This is a genomic window from Bacteroides cellulolyticus (assembly GCF_025567135.1).
Lineage (GTDB): Bacteria > Bacteroidota > Bacteroidia > Bacteroidales > Bacteroidaceae > Phocaeicola > Phocaeicola cellulolyticus.
On the sequence record NZ_JAOQJJ010000024.1, the window covers coordinates 754 to 20,592 of the forward strand.

Here is a 19,839-nt window from a genome sequence, read left to right on the forward strand (position 1 = left end):
CTTCCAAAGAGAAGTGACCTCAAAATAACAATTATGCACATTAAGAAATATTGTATAACACTGATTCTCTTGCTGTTTGGTGTGGGTGTTGCACATTCGCAAGAGAGCCGCACGGAAATCTGTGTCGATTTCCGTGTGAACAGTACTGTCATAGATTCCGCATACTCGGACAATGCCGCCCGTATGCAGGAAATCATCGAGTTCCTACGGAATATCCGTCAGGACAGTACAATCAACATCGTGGAAATATCCTTCTGTGGAGCGGCATCCCCCGAAGGCAGTGACCAACTCAACCGCAAGCTGGCACGAGGTCGCCTCTCGGCACTTGAAAAGTTCATCCGCAAGGAGGTGGATATTCCCGACAGCCTCATTACCCGTAATGACAGCTACATCCCGTGGGATTATCTGAAATCACAGATTGAGGATTCGGAATTGATATATAAGGATGAAGTAATCGCCATATTGGAGGAGGAATCCTTATTGGTGGATTATCATCATCCGAATACCCATATTGACAACTGTATCGTAAAACTGAAGCAGTTGGATAACGGCAAGGTATGGCAACAGATGCACAAGCTCTTCTTCGAGCGTATGCGAAATGCCAGTGCCGTATTCGTAACATACAAGCAGGAACTTCCTCCCGTTCAGGAGCCTGTGATTGTACCTGATACCATTAAGTTAGAGCCAATCGTTGAAGTTGTTGAAATTGTGCCCGACACTACTGCAATTGGAGCCCCAGTTGTTCCCGAGGTGGAGGAATGGACTCGCAGACTGCATCTTAAAACCAACGCCATCGGCTTGGGAATGGGCATTGCCAATGTTGCAGCGGAAATAGATTTGACAAAGCACTGGTCGTTCACATTGCCCGTTTATTATTCGGCTTGGGACTATTTCAAGACCACCATCAAGTTCAGAACATTCAGCGTACAGCCCGAGTTCCGCTATTGGCTGTCGGAAAACAACGATGGTTTCTTTGCAGGAGCACATTTCGGGCTGGCTTATTACAACTTCGCCTTTGACGGTGACTACCGCTATCAAGACCACAACCGTGAAACACCGTCCATCGGTGGTGGTGTAAGTGTCGGTTATCGCTTGCCTATCAGCAAGAACAACCGCTGGTGGATGGAGTTCTCACTCGGTGCAGGTGTCTATTCCCGTCATTATGACAAGTTCTACAATACACCTATTACAAAGGACGGATTGATGATTGAGAGCATCAAGAAGACCTATTGGGGTATAGACCAAGCTGCGGTATCGTTCTCATATTCGTTTGACCTAAAGAAGAAAGGAGGCAAGCGATGAGAAAGATTCTATACCTTATTATATGTATGCCTCTGTTGCTGTTCTCAGCCTGTGATGTCCACGAATGGCCAGAAACACTGGAGTTTGTGAAAATGCATCTTCGCCTCAATTATGAAACGGATATGACCGAATGGGAGCATATCTACGATGGCACATCGGTCATCGAGCAAGGCTTGGGTGACACATACGACAACCATCAGGACTACGGTAAGATACGCTACATCGTCCGCACCTATCCCGTATCTGATAAACAACGCACGATGCAGGACTATGTACAGGAGTTCGTATTCACAAAGGATATTGCCGAAGGTTACGACCACGAAGTGACGCTTGATGTACTGCCGGGCAACTACAATGTAATGGTGTGGTCTGATTTGGTGAAGACAAGCGGTGACAACCATTTCTACAATGCCGACAACTTCGCAGAGATTATGTTGCAGGGCGACCACAAAGGTAATACCAACCATCGTGACGCTTTCAGAGGCACGAACAATATTTCACTCATCGCGGATGTCATGGAACGTTTGCCCGACACGCTCAATGTGGCGATGCAACGCCCCCTTGCCAAGTTCGAGTTCGTGACGAACGATGTGGTGGAGTTTATCGACAAGGAATCCACCCGCATTGCCTCTAAAGCTAACGGCAACAAGTCGGCATCGGCAGATGAGACCCCGACAAGAGCCGTAAATATCGAGGATTACAAGGTGGTATTCTACTATGTGGGATTTATGCCGCACGCATACAGCATGTACACCGATAAGCCAGTGGATTCATCTACAGGAGTGATGTTCGAGTCCACCTTGAAAAAACTTTCCGACTCGGAAGCCTCAATGGGATTTGATTATGTGTTTGTGAACGGCAAGAAATCGGCAGTAACGGTGCAGATTGGTATTTACGACAACGAGGGAACACAACTCTCCTTGACCGAGCCGATAGAAGTTCCGTTGAAGCGTAGCCATCATACCATAATGACAGGTAGTTTCCTGATGTCGGAGGCTTCGGGAGGTGTTACCATCAATCCCGACTTTGACGGAGACCATAACCTGATTTTCCCCTAACAGATAGACATAATGAAGAATCTACTACATAACATACAGATATTGGCGATGCTTGCCTTGATGATGGCTGGCATACAATCCTGTTCGGATGACTTACAGGAAATGGGTGACGTGGAAGTGAGTTTCACCGCAACACTACCGACCGATACCCGTACACGCTCTTTCGGCAAAGCTGAACAGGTGAATACCCTTTTGGTGGGTATTTTCAAAAAGGGTGTTTCCGATGAACATACCAACAGCGGAGGAAGTTGGAGTTATTATGAAATAGACCGCAAGTTTTTTCCTATAAGTGGTACTTCAATAGATGTAAGCCTCTCATTGGCTCAGAATCAGACATACAGCTTTGTCTTTTGGGCGTATGACAGAAATCGGAACATCTACGACACAGATGATCTGACCGCTATCAAGATGAACACTCTGCCAAATCCGATAACATTCTCCGAGGCAGAAGCATCGGATGCATTCTTTGCGACAGAAGAAGATATTATCATAACAGGAAGCAGCAGTTACTCCATTGAACTTGTCCGCCCGTTGGCTCAAATCAATGTGGGAACTACGGGAAAAGTGATGCAGGCATCATTTACGGCAAAGTCCGCTCCCGACACCTTCCACCCATTTACCAATACTGTAAGCGGAACAGTTGATTTCACTTGGAATTTCAGCAACACCACCACCGAAACATTCTCGGCTGATGGTACAGCATATAATTATCTCGCTATGGGCTATCTGTTTGCTCCGACAACAGCGATGCAGATTGTAGCGGAATTGACATTGACCGATGATGAACAAACATCAAAGACAGTGAAGTTCCCACAGGTTGAGATTGAAGCCAACCAACGAAGCAACATAGCAGGAGGATTTACAGTGGAATAAGAGAATTTCAAAATATGTATAACCCTAATAACGAGTTAAAAAGCCAAGCAAAAGACAGAAAGCCAACTAACAGCCACAAAGGGATGGAGCAGCTCCAAGACCTTTCATCCTGCAACTCGCAGGATACGACAGATTGATGATGAATCCCCGTTCTGCATAAGTGGAACAGCCCTCGACAATGGTTTCGGCAATCCGAGTGAATGCGGAAAACATTAAAAACAAGAAATTAAAGTAAAACTATTTTGTATAACAATTAAAATTTTCAGAAATGAACAAGAAATTATTATTAGGTATGTTCGCAGCAGCTGGTATGCTGTTCGCAACATCGTGTTCGAATGACGAACTGGATGTGGTTCAGTCAGGAGATGAGGCTCAGGTGACGTTCTCACTTGCAGCCGAAGGGGGTATCGCTACCCGTGCTATCAGTGATGGTAAGAGTGCAAATTTATTGTACTATGCTATCTTTGATGCAAACAAGCAGTTGATTACTACTATCAATGGTTCAACCAATGGTTTGTTGACAAAGTCAGATGCCTTCCCAAATGGAAGTAAGCAAGATGCAGTAGAAGTGACATTGGCAAAGGGACAGGAGTACACAGCCGTATTTTGGGCACAGGATGCAAATTGCACTGCTTACACAGTTACTGCAGAAACTGACGGACTAAAAGTAGCCGTAGATTATGATGGCGACAATAACGATGAGACTCGTGACGCATTCTTTAAGGCTGAAACTTTCAAGGTAACAGGCAATACAGAAATTGATGTTGTATTGAAGCGTCCTTTTGCTCAAATCAATGTGGGTGTAACAGAAGCTGATTGGGAAGCAGCAGTAGAATCAGGTATAGAAATTACCGAGTCAAAGGTTGTTATCAAGAATGCAGCAACATCTATCAACTTACTTGATGGTACAGTTAGTGGAAAAGAAGAAGTAACTTATGATTTTGCGACCATCCCTGCAAAGTTTGCTACTGCAGAAACATTGGAAGTTGATGTTAACCGTGATGGTACTATTCAGGATGATGAAAAGTACAAATATCTTTCTATGAGCTATATCTTGACTGATAATGACGCAGAAAGAACCACTTTGGAGGCAGACGGTTTGCAGTTTACTTTCAGCCCTGAAAATGGTGAAGACATCGTTTTCGATGAAGGTTTGCACGCAGTTCCTGTACAGCGTAACTGGAGAACTAATATTCTTGGTAAAATCTTGACAGGTGATATTCAGTTCAATATCGAAATCGACCAGAGATTTGATGACAACTATAACCTGATGTATCCTGACAAGGATGATAATAGCACAGCTGTATTTAATGTTACTAATGCAACTGAATTGCAGACTGCTTTGAATAACGCTACTGATGGTGCTGTTATCTACTTTACAAATGATATTACAGGTGATGTTACCGCAACTCAGAAACCAAATGTAAAAGTTTCTATTCTCGGTCAAGGATATAGCTTTAAGGGTGTGATTACCGTAGATGGTAAAAGTGCAACTTATACAACTGCAGGTTTGACTATTAAAGATGTAGTCTTCGATGCTCAAACTATCTCTGCTGATGCTTGTATTAATTTGGGCAAGAGCGGTGATAATAACACTCGTTACACTTGCAATGTAACCGTTGAGAACTGTACTTTTGATGTTGATAATGCTGTCGGTATCAAGTCTTACACAGGTGGTGATAAGAATTTGACTATTACAGGTTGTACTGCTACTGCAAATGCTCACTCATTGGTTCAGGTTGCAGGTATTGATGGTATCCTCATTGAGAATAGTACAATTAAATCTGTAAGAGGTATGAACTTTAATAGTAGTACCAATGTGACGGTTGATAATTGCTTAGTTGATGTACAAAAATATGCCGTTCGTTTCGGTGCAAGTTCGGGTGGCTCAGGAGAAACTGAGGTATATACTATTAAGAATAGCTCATTGAAGTCCGTAAATGTTGATGACGATGCAGTAATCGTTCTCCGTGGTACTGCCGACAATTCTACATTGACTATTGAGAATACAACAATCGAGGGTACTAAGCAGATTGAGAACACTGCAACTAACGCAACGGTTATTATTGATATTGATGGTGTGCCTACTGTCAACTCTACTACGGGTTTGGCCACAGTTGTTGCGAAAGGATATACCAACATTAACTTGGTTGATGGTACTTATGATATGACTAAACTCACAGCAATAGCTGGTAAAACACTTACATTTGTTGGAGCTGGTGAAAACACTATTTTTGATTATAGTTCTCAAACATATAATGAATATGTTAGCGGAGGTAATGGTACTTTCGTATTCAAAAATATGACTATCCAAAGAAGTACAGAAACTTTTGCAGGTATGGCACACACAGCAAGTACCTCTTATGAGAATTGTACAATCACTGGTACTTATTATGTTTATGAAACTACAGCTAAATTCACTGATTGTAAGTTCAATGTAACAGGTGATTTTTATAATTGTTGGTTGTATGGAACGTCGTCAGCGACTTATGAGAATTGCGAATTTAATTGTTCTGGTAAGTCTATCTATGTAGATGGTAATGGAGAAACAGGTATAGATCTTACTACTAACACTTGTGTTTTCAATGATGATGGTGGTGTAGAGAACAAGGCTGCAATTGAAACAGGTAACACTTATGGCAAACGATATTCATTGACTATCATTAATACAACAGTAAAAGGATTTAGTAAAACTGAAGCTAAATCGCCAGCTGTAGAAGGTGCTGAACTTGGTACTAATGTATGGGGCAATAAGAATTATATGACTAAGGATAAACTTTCAGTCACTATAGACGGTACGAAAGTTTATTAAAACATAATCGGTAATTACTGAACACTTTATATTGGAGGATTCAGTTCTATAAAAGAAATTCTATCATTCCTTTGATAGATATTTACATATAAGACGATTGAGACCTGCCGTTCGTGAGAATAGCAGGTCTCATTTTTCGTTATTGTCAATTCCCTTTGGATAAAATTTGTTGTCTCATACACCTATATGTTATGAATAGGTTGATTCCATTCTCTTTTCGCTGGCATAGACTCTCAAATACCTTTTGCCTTATCCTGCTTGCCTCATAGGTATTCAAACGAAACGCAAGAGCAATGACCACTTCAAGATTGTAGTATGTAGCCCAAATTTTAGGTGTTTCCAAATCGCATCGTTGGGTGCTTACAGGGCAAAGCGTTCCACTCTTGTATATCGCTTTTATAGCAGTTCGGAGTGTCGGGGCTATCACCCCGAACAACTCCACCAACTCCATTTCTGACATCCAAACATTACAGCTTGGGATATTCACTCTACCGCTTTCACTGATTGTTATAATTGCTCGTTCCATAGTTACATTGCTATTGAGATTTCACCAAAAGATTGATTAAGCCTATTGCCGAACATCGTCAAATCCTTGTCTATTTTCTCGGTGGTAATCTTGGCATACTTCTGTGTCGTGGTAATGTTTGTATGCCCCAATACTCGGCTTACACTCTCAATGGGAACACCCTTGCTGAGAGCCAATGTCGCGAACCCATGGCGAGTGCAATGGAAGGAAATATCCTTCGTAATACCGCACTCTTTTATCATCTTTTTCAGTGGTTTACAGATGTTCCAATAGTTGAGATTGGGAAATACAAGTTTGTCCTCTTGGAATCTCTCATATCGCCTGATTATCTGCAATGGAATATCCAACAACTTCACTTGGAAATTGACCTTTGTTTAGTGTCGCTTCGATAATATCCATTTCTCACCATTTACCTCTACAATATCATCAGTGGTCAGTTCCTTAATATCCACAAATGATAAGGCGGTAAAACTTGCGAACACGAAGAGGTCTCGGATATAAGCCAACCTCTTATCCGCAAACTCGTGTGTCATCACAGCCTTGATTTCATCTTCGGTAAGGTATTGCCTCTCCTTGATGTTCTGATTAACCCGATACTGAGCAAATGGATTTCTCGGTGTCAGTCCGTTATAGTGAGCCTTTGATACGATTGTCTTCAACCACATACAATGCGACCACACACTGCCATTGTGCAGCCCTGCATCGGTAGAGAGATAGATTTCGTACTCCTTGATAAAGTCGGGAGTAAGTTCAAGCATAGCAATATCACTACGCTTGTAGCACTTCTTGATGAACGCTGCCAAATGGTTTCTTGACCTTACACGCACCTTGTAAGAACTCGCTACACGGTCTATGCCTATACGTTTTTTGAAGCTCTCGTTGTCTTTATCAAATGCTCCGAGCAATGTTTCATACTCCGTTCCTATGCCTTGATAGGCATTGCGTACCATTTCGGCTGTTACAAATGCCTCTCTGTCCGACAAGCGTTGATAGTGCTTGATGATTTGAGCCTTGATGTTATCCAAAGCCAAATTGATGTCCCGAGCCTCTTTGCTTTTGCCCTTTGCCCGATTACCTTTGGCATCCCACATCGTTTTTGAGATGCTCTGCTTGCAACTAAACTGAGCCACCGAGCCATTGATTGTCACTCGTCCCATAATGGGTACAATACCGTTTTTCTCCTTACTGCCATTCACATAGAACAGCACCTTAAATGTACTTCGCATAATCCAATCTTTTTTGGTTACAAAATTAGTTATCAGCGAGTTGTACATTGTTATGCAGAATGTGGCAGAGAGTAGAAATAAACTCCAACGACCTATAAACTTACCTCTTTATCGGGTAATGATTTGAAAACCGTCCGCCCTCATTACCTTTCATTTCCCTGCACTTTTGCTTCGGCGAGGCTTTCATCATAAGTCCTCATAAGTCATTGAACACCAGTGCCGCCATCATTATTTTCCCTCATTCGTTCGATTTTTCCAGATATATATATTAATATTGGAATTTTTCAGGTTCAAATTCATAGTTGGCAAGGTTTCTAAACTTTGCAACAAATGAAAATATTGATATCACCCTATTGGAAATACAAAAACGACAAACTTCATAGCAAAAAAGAGGACTATAAATACAGACATATAAAACAAGGTCTCTATATCCTCAAAATGTAACTTTCAAAGCGTGCGCACATTCCACTTTAAGCGTGCGCCCATTCAATCCTAAACGTGCGCACGTTTCAGGTAAAATGTGCGCACGTTTTTTATGTGGGACAAAAAAGGATAATATTGAATAATACCAACAAGAAAAAATATGCTCATATGTAATATTTTTTAGTCAAAAAACAAGTGAACAGACTTTACTGTTTTGTTATATAATACATAATACTTACTTTTGTGCATTTTTTAGATTGATTTAATATGGCATCCAGATATTTTAATATTCTCATTTTAATTATTATCTGTTGTATATCCAACAATAATGCTTATTGTCAATCTTGCGAGAATGAAGAAGAACATGACGAATATATTCCATCCGATTCTATTTTTGCAAGATATCTACACGGGAGAAACATCCCAATTTACAACAATAACGAAATAGAATTATTACCAAACGGAAGAATAAAATTCGAGAGTCTGTTTGAAGCTATCAGACACGCAAAAAAACACATACACCTGGAATATTTCAATTTCCGAAGCGACTCTATTGCAAAAGAAATATTCACACTCCTGGCAGAAAAAGCTCAGGAAGGAGTAAAGGTAAGGGCTATGTTTGACGATTTCGGCAACCTGTCAAACAACAGGCCACTACGTAAGGAGCATCTTAAGATGTTGAATGACAGAGGTATAGAAATCATAAGATTTGACCCGATGAAATTTCCTTACATCAACCATGCATTCAGTAGAGATCATCAGAAAATAGTAATAATAGACGGCAAGACAGGTTATACCGGCGGAATGAACATCGCCGACTATTACATAAACGGACTTCCGGGAATAGGAGCATGGAGGGATATGCACTTGTGCTTGGAAGGTCCTGCTGTAAGCGGACTGCAAAAGGCTTTTCTATATGTATGGAACAAGGAGACCAAACAGAATATAGGTGGAGATACATACTTTCCATATGGAGAAGACAGCACATACACACCCGAACAGCTGGGAAAACAAGTCGCTATAGTACAAAGAGTTCCACACAAATCGCCCGACGCAGTAAGAAGGGCTTATATCGAAGCAATGGATGCAGCAGAACACCACATCCGTATTGTCACACCATATTTTACACCGACTAGAAGTGTAAGGAAAGCAATATACAGAGCATTAAAAAGAGGGATAAGAGTGGAAATAATGCTCTCAGAAAAATGTGATATCTCATTTACGCCTGACGGGGGTTTCTATTATGCCAACAAATTCAGAAAGGCAGGAGCACATATATACCTTTATAAGGGCGGATTTCACCATACTAAAGTAATGACTGTTGATGACAGGTTCTGCACTGTTGGAAGTACTAACCTGAACAGCAGAAGCCTGAAATACGACTACGAAATAAACGCTTTCATTTTCGACCTGCAAACCACATGGGAACTGGACGATATATACAAGAACGACAAGACAAAAAGTGAAATCATGACAAAAGAATATTACAGGAAAAGAGGCGCGTGGAGAAATTTTGTAGGATGGTTTGCCCACCTGTTAACGCCTGTAATTTAAGCGGTAATCATTATTATATAGAAAGGATATTATCAAAATTAGAACATTGATTAAGGTTATGTCCGTTTTTTTTCATAAATTTGTCTCCATTGTAAACAATACATACAAATATAAGAAAAAAATGAGCGTAATAGACCTGATTAATGCTGAAAAAAGTACAGCTTTCTCGTTCGAAATTCTTCCACCACTCAAAGGTACGGGCATCGACAGACTGCTGTCTGACATAGAGACTTTGTTGCCATATAACCCCAAGTATATCAACATTACTACACATCGCAGCGAATATGTGTATATGCCTGAACCTAACGGGATGTTCTGCAGGAAACTGACAAGAAGACGTCCGGGTACGGTTGCAGTGGCTGCTGCCATAAAGGCAAAATACGGAGTGACTGTGGTTCCGCATATGTTATGCAGCGGATATACTCCTGAGGAAACAGAATATACACTTATCGACCTTCAATTCCTGGGTATAACAGACCTCCTTGTCCTGAGAGGCGACAAAGCACCTCATCAAAAGAGCTTTACACCGGAAAACGGCGGACACGCTCATGCCATAGACCTGCAACTGCAAATTAACAAATACAATCAGGGAATATTCTTCGACGGAACAGAAATGGACAAACTTCCACCACAGTTCTGTTATGGTGTGGCATGCTATCCTGAAAAGCATGAGGAATCTCCTAATGCGGAAAGAGACCTGTACTGGCTACAAAAGAAAGTTGAAGCTGGGGCACAATATGCCGTGACACAGATGTTCTTTGACAACAACAAGTATTTCGACTTTGTAGAAAAAGCAAGAAATGCAGGAATAAATGTTCCGATAATTCCGGGAATAAAACCTCTGAAGAAACTTACACAATTAAACGTACTCCCGAGAACATTCAAAATAGACTTGCCTGAAGAACTTGCTGCAGAAGTCAGAAAATGTAAATCGGATCAGGACGTAGCAGCACTGGGATGCGAATGGACAATAAAACAATGTAAGGAACTCATGGAACACGGAGTGCCTAGCATACATTTCTACTCGGTAGGCGCTGTTGATTCAATAGCAAAAATAGCAAAAGAAATATACTGATAAACTAAAAATGAACAGCATATATACTAAAAAAACGGAAGGTTTTGACGCAGTGATAGGTCAAGAGGAAGCTGTCCGCATGGTAACACAGACAATACATGCGGGACGACTGCCACACGCCATTATGGTGTGCGGACCATTGGGATGCGGGAAACTGGCTTTCGCCATGGCACTAGCCAAATATGTATGCTGTACGAACCCGACATCGGATAATTCTTGCGGAGAATGTATGTCATGCAGAATGGCCGAAAAGCTGGAACATCCTGACATACATTATGTATTCCCGGTTATCAGAAAAAAAGAAGGATCGTCCATCGTATCCGATGACTGGATTTCGGAATGGCGACAAAGATTAAAACGTTCGCCATATTTCACACTTGCAGACTGGTGTTCAGATATGGGAGATCCAAACAAACAGCCTCTCATTTACACTTCTGAGAGCAACGAAATCCAAAGAAAGCTGTCATTAAAATCCGCAATGGGAGGATATAAGGTAGCAATTATATGGCTACCTGAAAAGATGAATGCGGAATGTGCGAACAAACTGCTGAAATTGGTAGAAGAGCCACCAGAGAAAACACTTTTCATAATGGTGAGCGAGGAACCGGAAAATGTATTGCCTACACTGGCCGGAAGAACACAAAGAATAAATCTTGTTCCTATCGCACAGGATATATTGGCACAATATCTGATTTCTAAATTAGGACTTACCGAGGCCGATGCGAACGATATTGCAAGACTATCAGAAGGAAGTGTACTCCAAGCCATGCAGAACATAAGTCTCAGTGACGAGGAAAAGGCTTGTTTCGACAGTTTTACCACACTGATGAGACAAGCGTGGAGAAGAGACATAAGATCACTAAAAGACTGGAGCGAGCAAATGGCCTCGCGAGGAAGGGAAAGACATAAAATATTCCTGAGATATGCAGCCAGGATGAACAGAGAAAACTTCATGGCAAATTTCAAGAAACCTGACTTGAACTATATGAACCATGAAGAAGCCGCATTCGCAGTAAGGTTCGCACCTTTCATTAACGAAAGAAACGTAAATGGTATAGAAGAACTGATAGAAGAAGCAATAGTCCATATAGAACAAAACGTAAATCCCAAAATGGTGTTCTTCGATCTGGCTGTAAGAATGATAGTATTGATAAAAAACAGATAACGAATTACGGACATATAAATATGCTCCGAACTAAATATAATAATAATCATGAATAACGAATATAAACTTAAAAACGGTAGCGGCTGTCTGGCGTGTAGCGGATGCGGACGTCAGGACAACAAGCTGAATACATACGACTGGATGGCTGACATCCCCGGCAATTCCGATGAACAGGACATGGTGGAGGTTCAGTTTAAAAATACGCGCAAAGGATATTACAAGAACAGCAACAAACTGCCACTTGCAAAAGGCGACATCGTAGCTGTAGAAGCAAGTCCTGGACATGATATAGGTACCGTAACATTAACAGGCCGCCTGGTTCCGCTACAGATGAAAAAAGCGAATATACGTCCTGACGCTGAAATAAAAAGAGTATATCGCAAGGCAAAACCGGTGGACATGGAAAAATACGAGGAGGCAAAATCCCGTGAACACCAGACAATGATACGCTCAAGAAAGATAGCAGAAGATCTTGGTTTGAAAATGAAAATAGGCGATGTGGAATATCAGGGCGATGGAAACAAAGCTATTTTTTATTATATAGCCGACGAAAGAGTCGATTTCAGACAGCTTATTAAAGTGCTGGCCGAAGCTTTCAAGGTGCGTATAGAAATGAAACAGATCGGTGCACGTCAGGAGGCCGGAAGAATAGGCGGTATAGGTCCTTGCGGAAGAGAATTATGTTGCGCCACATGGATGACAAGCTTTATCTCAGTATCAACAAGTGCCGCACGCTATCAGGACATTTCATTAAACCCGCAAAAGCTTGCCGGACAGTGTGCCAAACTCAAATGTTGCCTTAACTACGAAGTTGACGCTTATGTGGAATGTCAGAAACGACTGCCAAGCAAGGAAATCGAGCTCGAGACCTCCGACTCGACATATTATTATTTCAAAGCCGATATTTTGTCAGGAAACATTACATACAGTACAGACAAGAGTTTCCTTGCAAACGAATGCACCATAAGTGCACGAAGAGCTTTCGAGGTTATAAATATGAATAAAAGAGGAGAAAAACCTGAAAAGCTTGACAGCAGTGAGGTAGCCAAAGAAGACCGCAAGACAAAAGATCTTCTGGAACAAGAGAGCCTTACAAGATTTGACAAGAACAAAACGTCAAAAAACAAAAAGAAGAAAAACAAGAACAACCAGACACCACAACAGGCAACAACAGAACAGCCTAATACAATAAAACAAGATAATAATAAAGCTGTAAAACCACAGCAGCAGAAGCCGCAGCAGGAACAGCCCAAACCCAAGGAAGCGGCAGAACAGCCAAAACAAATAGAAAATAAGGGTAAAAACCAGAAAAACAGACACAAGGGAAACAACCCTAACAAACGTCAGCAGAACCCTAACAACCCTGGCGAACAAGCCCCAAAAACAAATGCACCACGCCAACCGGAAGTTAAGGTAAACGAAAAGAATTTGCCTCAATAATATTAAAGCAATGATATTGACACGCAGGCTGATACAGCCTGTGTGTTTTATATTTACATAAAGAAGTCCCCAATTATCATAGTCTGATAGAAAAGATGAATAAGAAAATATATTATGCAATCGCGATGACAATGTGCTGCATAATCATCTCATGCACAACCGGAACTGTTTATCACCATTATATTCCCATCGAAAACAAATGGATGAAGGCAGATACATTTTTTTTCGTTATGCCTGACAGTATGGAAACCGGTGTGTATAAAACTAAAATAGGAGTCAGACATACCGTTACCTACAAATACAAAGACCTGTGGATTTCAATAGGAAACAATGAAAACAGCAAAACCGATACCGTACACCTGGAACTAGCCAACAAACGTGGAAACTGGAACAGCAACGGAACCGCAAGCGAATACTACCAATATGAAACCCAAGGACCTGACATTTACCATAAACAAGGTCAGGATTCAATAATAAAGATATGGCACATAATGAAAGATGCCAGCATTGAAAACATAACAGATATAGGTATCAAGATATATCAATAGCGGAATTACACTTTTGTATTACCATATCTTGAAGCGTCTATACGCAAAAACACAAACAACAGGATAGTAAATCCCCAAAGAGAAGAACCGCCATAGCTGAAGAACGGCAAAGGAATACCTATGACAGGAGTAAGCCCCAGTACCATACCAACATTTATAAACAGATGGAAAAAGAAAATACTCATCACACTGTATCCGTAAACCCTTGCAAAACGTGTAGGTTGCCGTTCAGCCAGAACTATCAAACGCAAAATCAATATCAGATACAAAATCAGTACGGCAGACGAGCCAATAAAGCCTTGCTCCTCTCCCACCGTACAGAATATAAAGTCTGTATCCTGTTCTGGCACATATTTTAATTTTGTCTGTGTTCCATTTAAAAATCCCTTTCCTAGAATTCCTCCCGAACCGATAGCAATCTTACTCTGGTTTACATTATAACCCGCTCCCGAAGGGTCATCCTTCATTCCAAGCAAGACCTCTATTCTTACTTTCTGATGAGGTTCCAGAACATTGGCAAACACATAGTCAATAGAAAACAAAAAGGCTACAGACCCTATTACAAAGAATGAGATGTAAAGATAACTATATATTCTCTCGCGCAAAAAAGTCACAATGAGAGTCACAAAAAGGACTACCATCATACCTAAGAGCATATATACCAGATTGAAAGGAATGACATAGAAAGAGAACAATATTCCCAAAGCTATAGCGGATATACCCACTGCCAGGATAATGTAAGATAATTTTCTGCCAGCCTTACAATATACCCATATCAGTCCTGACGTAAGAATTATTATAAGAGCAAGAACGGCAAACTCTCCCCATGGTGTAACTCCATCAGCCATTGGCAACACCGAAAACCTTATTCCGACTATAAAATACACAACGGCACAAACACCTGTAAACAATATCGCGCCAGGCATACCTTCACGATACAACATCAGAAAGAAAGATAGATAGACCAATGCTGAACCGGTTTCTTTCTGCATTATTATGAGGAACATAGGCAGCAGGATTATGGCAATAGTAACCATAAGGTGCTTTCTGTTTGACAATGAATATGTATATTCGCCCATGAACTTTGCCAGTGCCAACGCTGTACCGAACTTGGCGAACTCGGCAGGCTGAATGCTCACAGGCCCCAATACAATCCAAGATTTTGACCCCTTTATCTCATTCGGATTAAAGATAGTGGCAAAAAGCAACAAAAGCAATATACCGAAAATTAAATAGGCATAAGTATCGAAGAATCTATGGTCCAAAGCCAATATGGCAGATGCCAGTCCCAACGAACAAGCTATCCAGACAAGCTGCTTTCCGGAGCGTAGTCCGAAATCGAAAAAGTTAGGATCGCCATAACTGGCTCCGCAAATACTGAACCATCCGCATATCACCAGCAGAAGATACAAAAATACAGTCCACCAGTCAACGTTCTTAAATATACTATCTTTCCTGTATGCCATAATTAATTCTTCGTTTCTGAATTTCATCAGCCTGCAGCTGACTTTGTGGAGAAAGCTCACCTTTCAGATACTGCTCCATCATAAGTTTCCCGATTGGCACGCCGTAAACAGCTCCAAAACCGCCATTTTCCACATATACGGCTATCGCTATCTTAGGATTATTCATAGGGGCAAATCCCATAAATGCTGAATGGTCTCTACCCTTATTCTGAGCTGTACCGGTCTTTCCGCAAACTTCTATATCAGGCAGATTCGCACCTCTACAAGTACCTCCCAAAACAGCGGCACGCATGCCTTGCACCACTTCATCATAATGCGAACGCTCAACTTTTGTAAAATGTTTATCCGTATATTTTTTATCAAGCGACTCTCCCTCAATTTCCTTTACCACGTGTGGAGTTATATAATATCCTCTGTTTGCAATAGTAGCTCCCAGATTTGCTATTTGAAGCGGCGTAAGTGTCACCTCACCCTGTCCTATGGAAATACTTATGATAGTCAATCCGTTCCATGATCCGCGATAAGCCTTGTCGTAGAATGCGGCATTAGGAATCATACCTCGCATTTCGCCAGGCAAGTCTATACCGAGAGGATATCCAAAACCCATTGATACCATATAGTCACGCCATGTATTCATGGCATTCTGTACGGAACCATACTTACTGCGGGCACCTATCATATAATATAATCCCCAACAGAAATACGCATTACAAGATGTTGCCAAGGCAGGTATTACCGATAAAGGCGAACCGTGTGAGTGACATCCCACATGCAGACCTCTGAAATTGAAACCATGCGAACAAGGATACTGTGTTTCAGTGTTTATAATTCCTTCCTGGAGGAATGTCAATGCCTGCGAAGTCTTGAATGTAGAACCAGGAGGATAAGTTCCCATAATGGCACGGTTGAGCAATGGTTTCCAAGGATCTTTAGACAATTTCAAATGGTTTTCTCCTCTAAACCTTCCTGCCATAAGATGCGGATTATATGATGGAGATGAAACCAGACACAGCACTTCTCCGGTGGATGGTTCGATAGCCACTATACTTCCTATCTTTCCCTCCAAAAGCCTTTCGCCAAGAGCCTGTAACTCTATATCCAGACTTAACTTGAGATTTTTTCCTGCCACAGGAGCTTTGTCAAAACTGCCATTCATGTAATTACCCTGTATTCTTCCATGGGCATCACGAAGCAAAATCTCCACACCCTTTTCTCCCCTCAACTGGGTTTCATACGAGCGTTCTACTCCTAACTTTCCGATAAAATCACCACGCTTGTAATAAGGATCATCTTCTATCTCACCTTTCGAAACTTCGGCTATATCGCCAAGTATATGCGCGCCGCAATCATATCCATACTGCCTTACAGTTCTGGCCTGAATATAAAAACCGGGGAAGTTAAACAGCTTCTCACGAAAAACCGCACAATCCTCGGAAGAAAGCTGTGTAAGCAACACCTGATGGGTGTATCTTGAATATCCCGGATTCAAACGCCTGTCTCTGATATCCTTAAAACGCTTTACAAGGAAATCCTTGGAAACTCCCAATGATGTGGCAAGCTCCAAAGTGTCAAACTTCTCAACCTCCTTCATTACCACAGTAATGTCATAGGCAGGCTGGTTAAAGACCAGCAAACGTCCCTGTCTGTCGTAAATCAAGCCACGTGGAGGATATTTCACACGCTGCAGAAGAGCATTACTGTCAGCATTGCGTTTATAGTCGTCACTCATTATCTGAAGAGTGAACAAGCGTATAATGAAAACAAGGACAATAAGAGTAACTACACCTCCGATAGTATATTTCCTTTTCTCCAGTTGGTAATCCCGTTTCACTATTTTTTCCTCCCTACTAATTCAATTATCATTATCAATGCCACAGTAACAGCCGTATCAGCCAATGTTGCGATAACTATATCCGATATTTTGGCTACAGAAAAAGCATCCACAACATTCAATACGGCAGAGTGCAACAACACAGAAGGAAATACATATCTTAAATAAGGAGCCAAACGCATAGACTTTATTCCGGGAACAAACGAATCCGAACTGTCACGCGAAGTCTGCCATCTGAGCAATGACGGTCTAGCCATTGCAAGCCACAACGAGGCTGTAGCATTGAGTCCCGGAGTATTGCCGAACATATCGACACACAATCCTATAAGAAACGAATAAAACAATAAAGATTTTCTTCCGGTATCAGATGGAAGTTTCAGAATAAACACTACATAAAGTAAAGGTACAGCATAACGAGACACCTGTACCTGACTTATTATCACTCCCTGTATCAAAACAAGGATGACAAACCATTTTATCTTATCTACCCATGCAGCAGTCATATTCAGTATTTTATATCTTTTTCCAGTTCCGATAATTCTTCACGCGGGGGCAGAGCCATAACATACACATCATTAAGTCTGCCAAAATCCGTAAACAGACGTATTCCTAAAGTCAATGACATTTCGTCATCACTTTCATCTTTCGAAGTCACTGTACCGACAGGTATTCCTTCAATAAAGACAGTGCTATGACCACTTGTCACCACAGTATCACCTATTTCGTATTCAGCATGTCGGGGAACATCTGTCATAAAAGCCATAAGAGGGTCTCCTCCCTCCCATTTCAAGAAGCCGAAATAATCTGTACGCGCTATCTTACAACTGATGCTGCTTCCCGAATTTATTACAGGCAGTACCAGAGAATAGTTCTTTGACGTACGGCATACAATACCTACAACTCCCATTCCACTGATAACCCCCATTCCGGTACGCACCCCACTGGATTCCCCCTTGTCGATAGCCAAGTAATTGTCAAGGCGTCTGACACTGACGTTTACCACTCTTGCAGGACAAACCACAAACGACTGATCCATCATCGTAGGCGGTTGCTTTATTACAACCACAGACGAATCTGTCCTTATAACCTCCTGCATACCTTGGATAACTATCAAACTATCCTTGCCCTCATTAGCCTCACCTACCAGTTTCTTATAATATTCCAATTCCTGCATAAGCTGAACATTACGTTCAGTAAGATCACGGTTCATCTTTTCAAGACCGAAATAACGTGTCACCTCAGCAGCGACCTTAGTGACAGAAGCCGTCACTTCGGACGCAGAGGTAAACCATACACTCCCTTGAAAACTATTGAACCTGAACAGTAAAATTGCAGCCAACAGTTGGAGCAATATAAACAAAGTCCAATGAGAATATTTTATTAAGAATTCCAGTATATTACGCACAGAATATTATTTAAGCATTCATAAAAGCCAAAACAGAAACTATCAGCGCATCAGGAATGAGAAGCGATCTACATTTTTAAGAGCTATTCCCGTACCCTTTGCTACACTAAGCAACGGATCTTCTGCTACATGGAACTGAATATTTATTTTATCAGTAAGACGCTTTGACAATCCTCTAAGCAAAGCACCGCCTCCTGCAAGATAAATACCGTTGTTTACGATATCAGCATACAATTCAGGAGGAGTATTTTCAAGAGCGCTCAATATAGCAGTTTCAATCTTGGCAATACTCTTTTCAAGACAGTGAGCTATTTCCTGATAACATACAGGCACCTCCATAGGAAGAGCTGTGATACGGTTAGGACCACGGACGATATAATCTTCCGGAGCCTCATCACCAAGATCAGTCAAAGCTGCACCTACGTGTATCTTAATACGCTCAGCCATACGTTCACTGACTTTTACGTTGTGCTGGCGGCTCATATATTCCTGAATATCAGCAGTAAGGTCGTCTCCTGCGATACGGATTGAGTTGTTTGACACGATACCTCCCAATGAAATCACGGCAATTTCTGTTGAACCACCACCTATGTCAACAATCATGTTACCTTCAGGAGCCTCAACATCAAGACCTATACCAATAGCAGCAGCCATAGGTTCGAAAAGCAAATATACATCACGTCCACCGGCATGTTCTGCACTGTCGCGTACGGCACGCAATTCCACTTCAGTAGAACCAGAAGGGACACCGATAACCATTCTCAGAGAAGGAGTGAAAAGTCTTTTTCCCGGGTTAACCTTCTTAATCAGACCGCGCATCATCTGTTCGCAGGCATTAAAGTCGGCAATCACACCGTCGCGCAACGGACGTACTGTACGGATATTAGGATTCTCCTTTTCGTACATCAGTTTTGCACGTTCACCCACCGCGATCATCTTCTCGGTACGTCTGTCGAGAGCCACCACTGAAGGTTCGTCAACAACAATCTTATTATTACTTATAATGATGGTATTGGCTGTGCCAAGGTCCATCGCTATTTCTTGTGTAAAAGAGAATAAACCCATCTTTTAGGTCTTTGTTTATTAATACGGCATAAGGATTAGCACATCATAAACATGACATGCTAACCCTTTA

15 protein-coding genes and 1 pseudogene are annotated in these 19,839 nt (G+C 41.6%); 9 read left to right on the plus strand and 7 right to left on the minus strand.

The window, feature by feature from the left end:
• The 4 genes from OCV82_RS13855 to OCV82_RS13870 all read left to right on the plus strand — a co-directional run.
• Positions 1-1,302, plus strand: a 1,302-nt coding sequence (locus OCV82_RS13855; RefSeq protein WP_262543765.1) for a DUF3575 domain-containing protein, incomplete at its 5' end; no start/stop codon positions are given.
• On the plus strand, positions 1,299-2,360 hold the full coding sequence (locus OCV82_RS13860; RefSeq protein ID WP_154044951.1) for a DUF6562 domain-containing protein: 1,062 nt from the start codon (positions 1,299-1,301) through the stop codon (positions 2,358-2,360). The genes OCV82_RS13855 and OCV82_RS13860, both read left to right, overlap by 4 nt.
• 12 nt (positions 2,361-2,372) lie before the next feature.
• A complete protein-coding gene (locus OCV82_RS13865) occupies positions 2,373-3,233 on the plus strand; it encodes a hypothetical protein (protein ID WP_154044952.1) in 861 nt (286 codons plus the stop codon).
• A 268-nt stretch (positions 3,234-3,501) separates the two neighbouring features.
• Positions 3,502-6,045 (plus strand): DUF6562 domain-containing protein, encoded by a 2,544-nt coding sequence (locus OCV82_RS13870; protein ID WP_154044953.1) that lies wholly within the window; start codon positions 3,502-3,504, stop codon positions 6,043-6,045.
• A gap of 145 nt (positions 6,046-6,190) precedes the next feature.
• Here OCV82_RS13870 and OCV82_RS13875 read toward each other — a convergent pair whose 3' ends face one another.
• Both OCV82_RS13875 and OCV82_RS13880 read right to left on the minus strand, forming a co-directional pair.
• On the minus strand, positions 6,191-6,571 hold the full coding sequence (locus tag OCV82_RS13875) for a hypothetical protein (protein ID WP_154044954.1): 381 nt from the start codon (positions 6,569-6,571) through the stop codon (positions 6,191-6,193).
• Positions 6,572-6,573: 2 nt separating this feature from the next.
• A pseudogene (locus tag OCV82_RS13880) lies at positions 6,574-7,800 on the minus strand (site-specific integrase).
• Between the two features lie 687 nt (positions 7,801-8,487).
• On the opposite strand from OCV82_RS13880, the gene OCV82_RS13885 reads away from it, so the two are divergent.
• The 5 genes from OCV82_RS13885 (at position 8,488) to OCV82_RS13905 (ending at position 14,002) form a co-directional block, all read left to right on the plus strand.
• Positions 8,488-9,774, plus strand: coding sequence for a phospholipase D-like domain-containing protein (locus OCV82_RS13885; protein WP_154044955.1), 1,287 nt, complete (start codon positions 8,488-8,490; stop codon positions 9,772-9,774).
• A gap of 121 nt (positions 9,775-9,895) precedes the next feature.
• Positions 9,896-10,849, plus strand: a complete 954-nt coding sequence (gene metF, locus OCV82_RS13890) for a methylenetetrahydrofolate reductase [NAD(P)H] (protein ID WP_154044956.1) — start codon at positions 9,896-9,898, stop codon at positions 10,847-10,849.
• A gap of 10 nt (positions 10,850-10,859) precedes the next feature.
• On the plus strand, positions 10,860-12,014 hold the full coding sequence (locus tag OCV82_RS13895; protein ID WP_154044957.1) for a DNA polymerase III subunit: 1,155 nt from the start codon (positions 10,860-10,862) through the stop codon (positions 12,012-12,014).
• Positions 12,015-12,062: 48 nt separating this feature from the next.
• Positions 12,063-13,454, plus strand: coding sequence for a PSP1 domain-containing protein (locus OCV82_RS13900; RefSeq protein WP_154044958.1), 1,392 nt, complete (start codon positions 12,063-12,065; stop codon positions 13,452-13,454).
• 95 nt (positions 13,455-13,549) lie between these two features.
• The gene (locus OCV82_RS13905) at positions 13,550-14,002 is read left to right on the plus strand and encodes a gliding motility lipoprotein GldH (protein ID WP_154044959.1); all 453 of its coding nucleotides are present in this window, start codon (positions 13,550-13,552) and stop codon (positions 14,000-14,002) included.
• Between the two features lie 5 nt (positions 14,003-14,007).
• Here the strand turns inward: OCV82_RS13905 and rodA are convergent, their stop codons facing one another.
• From rodA to OCV82_RS13930, 5 genes are read right to left on the minus strand one after another with little or no spacing between them, the layout of a single operon-like run.
• Entirely contained in the window at positions 14,008-15,468 is a 1,461-nt protein-coding gene (gene rodA / locus OCV82_RS13910) for a rod shape-determining protein RodA (RefSeq protein ID WP_154044960.1), read from the minus strand.
• Positions 15,449-17,299, minus strand: coding sequence for a penicillin-binding protein 2 (gene mrdA, locus OCV82_RS13915; protein WP_154044961.1), 1,851 nt, complete (start codon positions 17,297-17,299; stop codon positions 15,449-15,451). Before mrdA ends, rodA begins: the two co-directional genes overlap by 20 nt.
• A complete protein-coding gene (locus OCV82_RS13920) occupies positions 17,299-17,802 on the minus strand; it encodes a rod shape-determining protein MreD (protein ID WP_154044962.1) in 504 nt (167 codons plus the stop codon). Before OCV82_RS13920 ends, mrdA begins: the two co-directional genes overlap by 1 nt.
• A 2-nt stretch (positions 17,803-17,804) precedes the next feature.
• Positions 17,805-18,704: a rod shape-determining protein MreC gene (gene mreC / locus OCV82_RS13925; RefSeq protein ID WP_154044963.1), complete on the minus strand. Its 900-nt coding sequence runs from the start codon at positions 18,702-18,704 to the stop codon at positions 17,805-17,807.
• A 42-nt stretch (positions 18,705-18,746) separates the two neighbouring features.
• Positions 18,747-19,769, minus strand: coding sequence for a rod shape-determining protein (locus OCV82_RS13930; RefSeq protein ID WP_154044964.1), 1,023 nt, complete (start codon positions 19,767-19,769; stop codon positions 18,747-18,749).
• Positions 19,770-19,839: the final 70 nt, after the last annotated feature.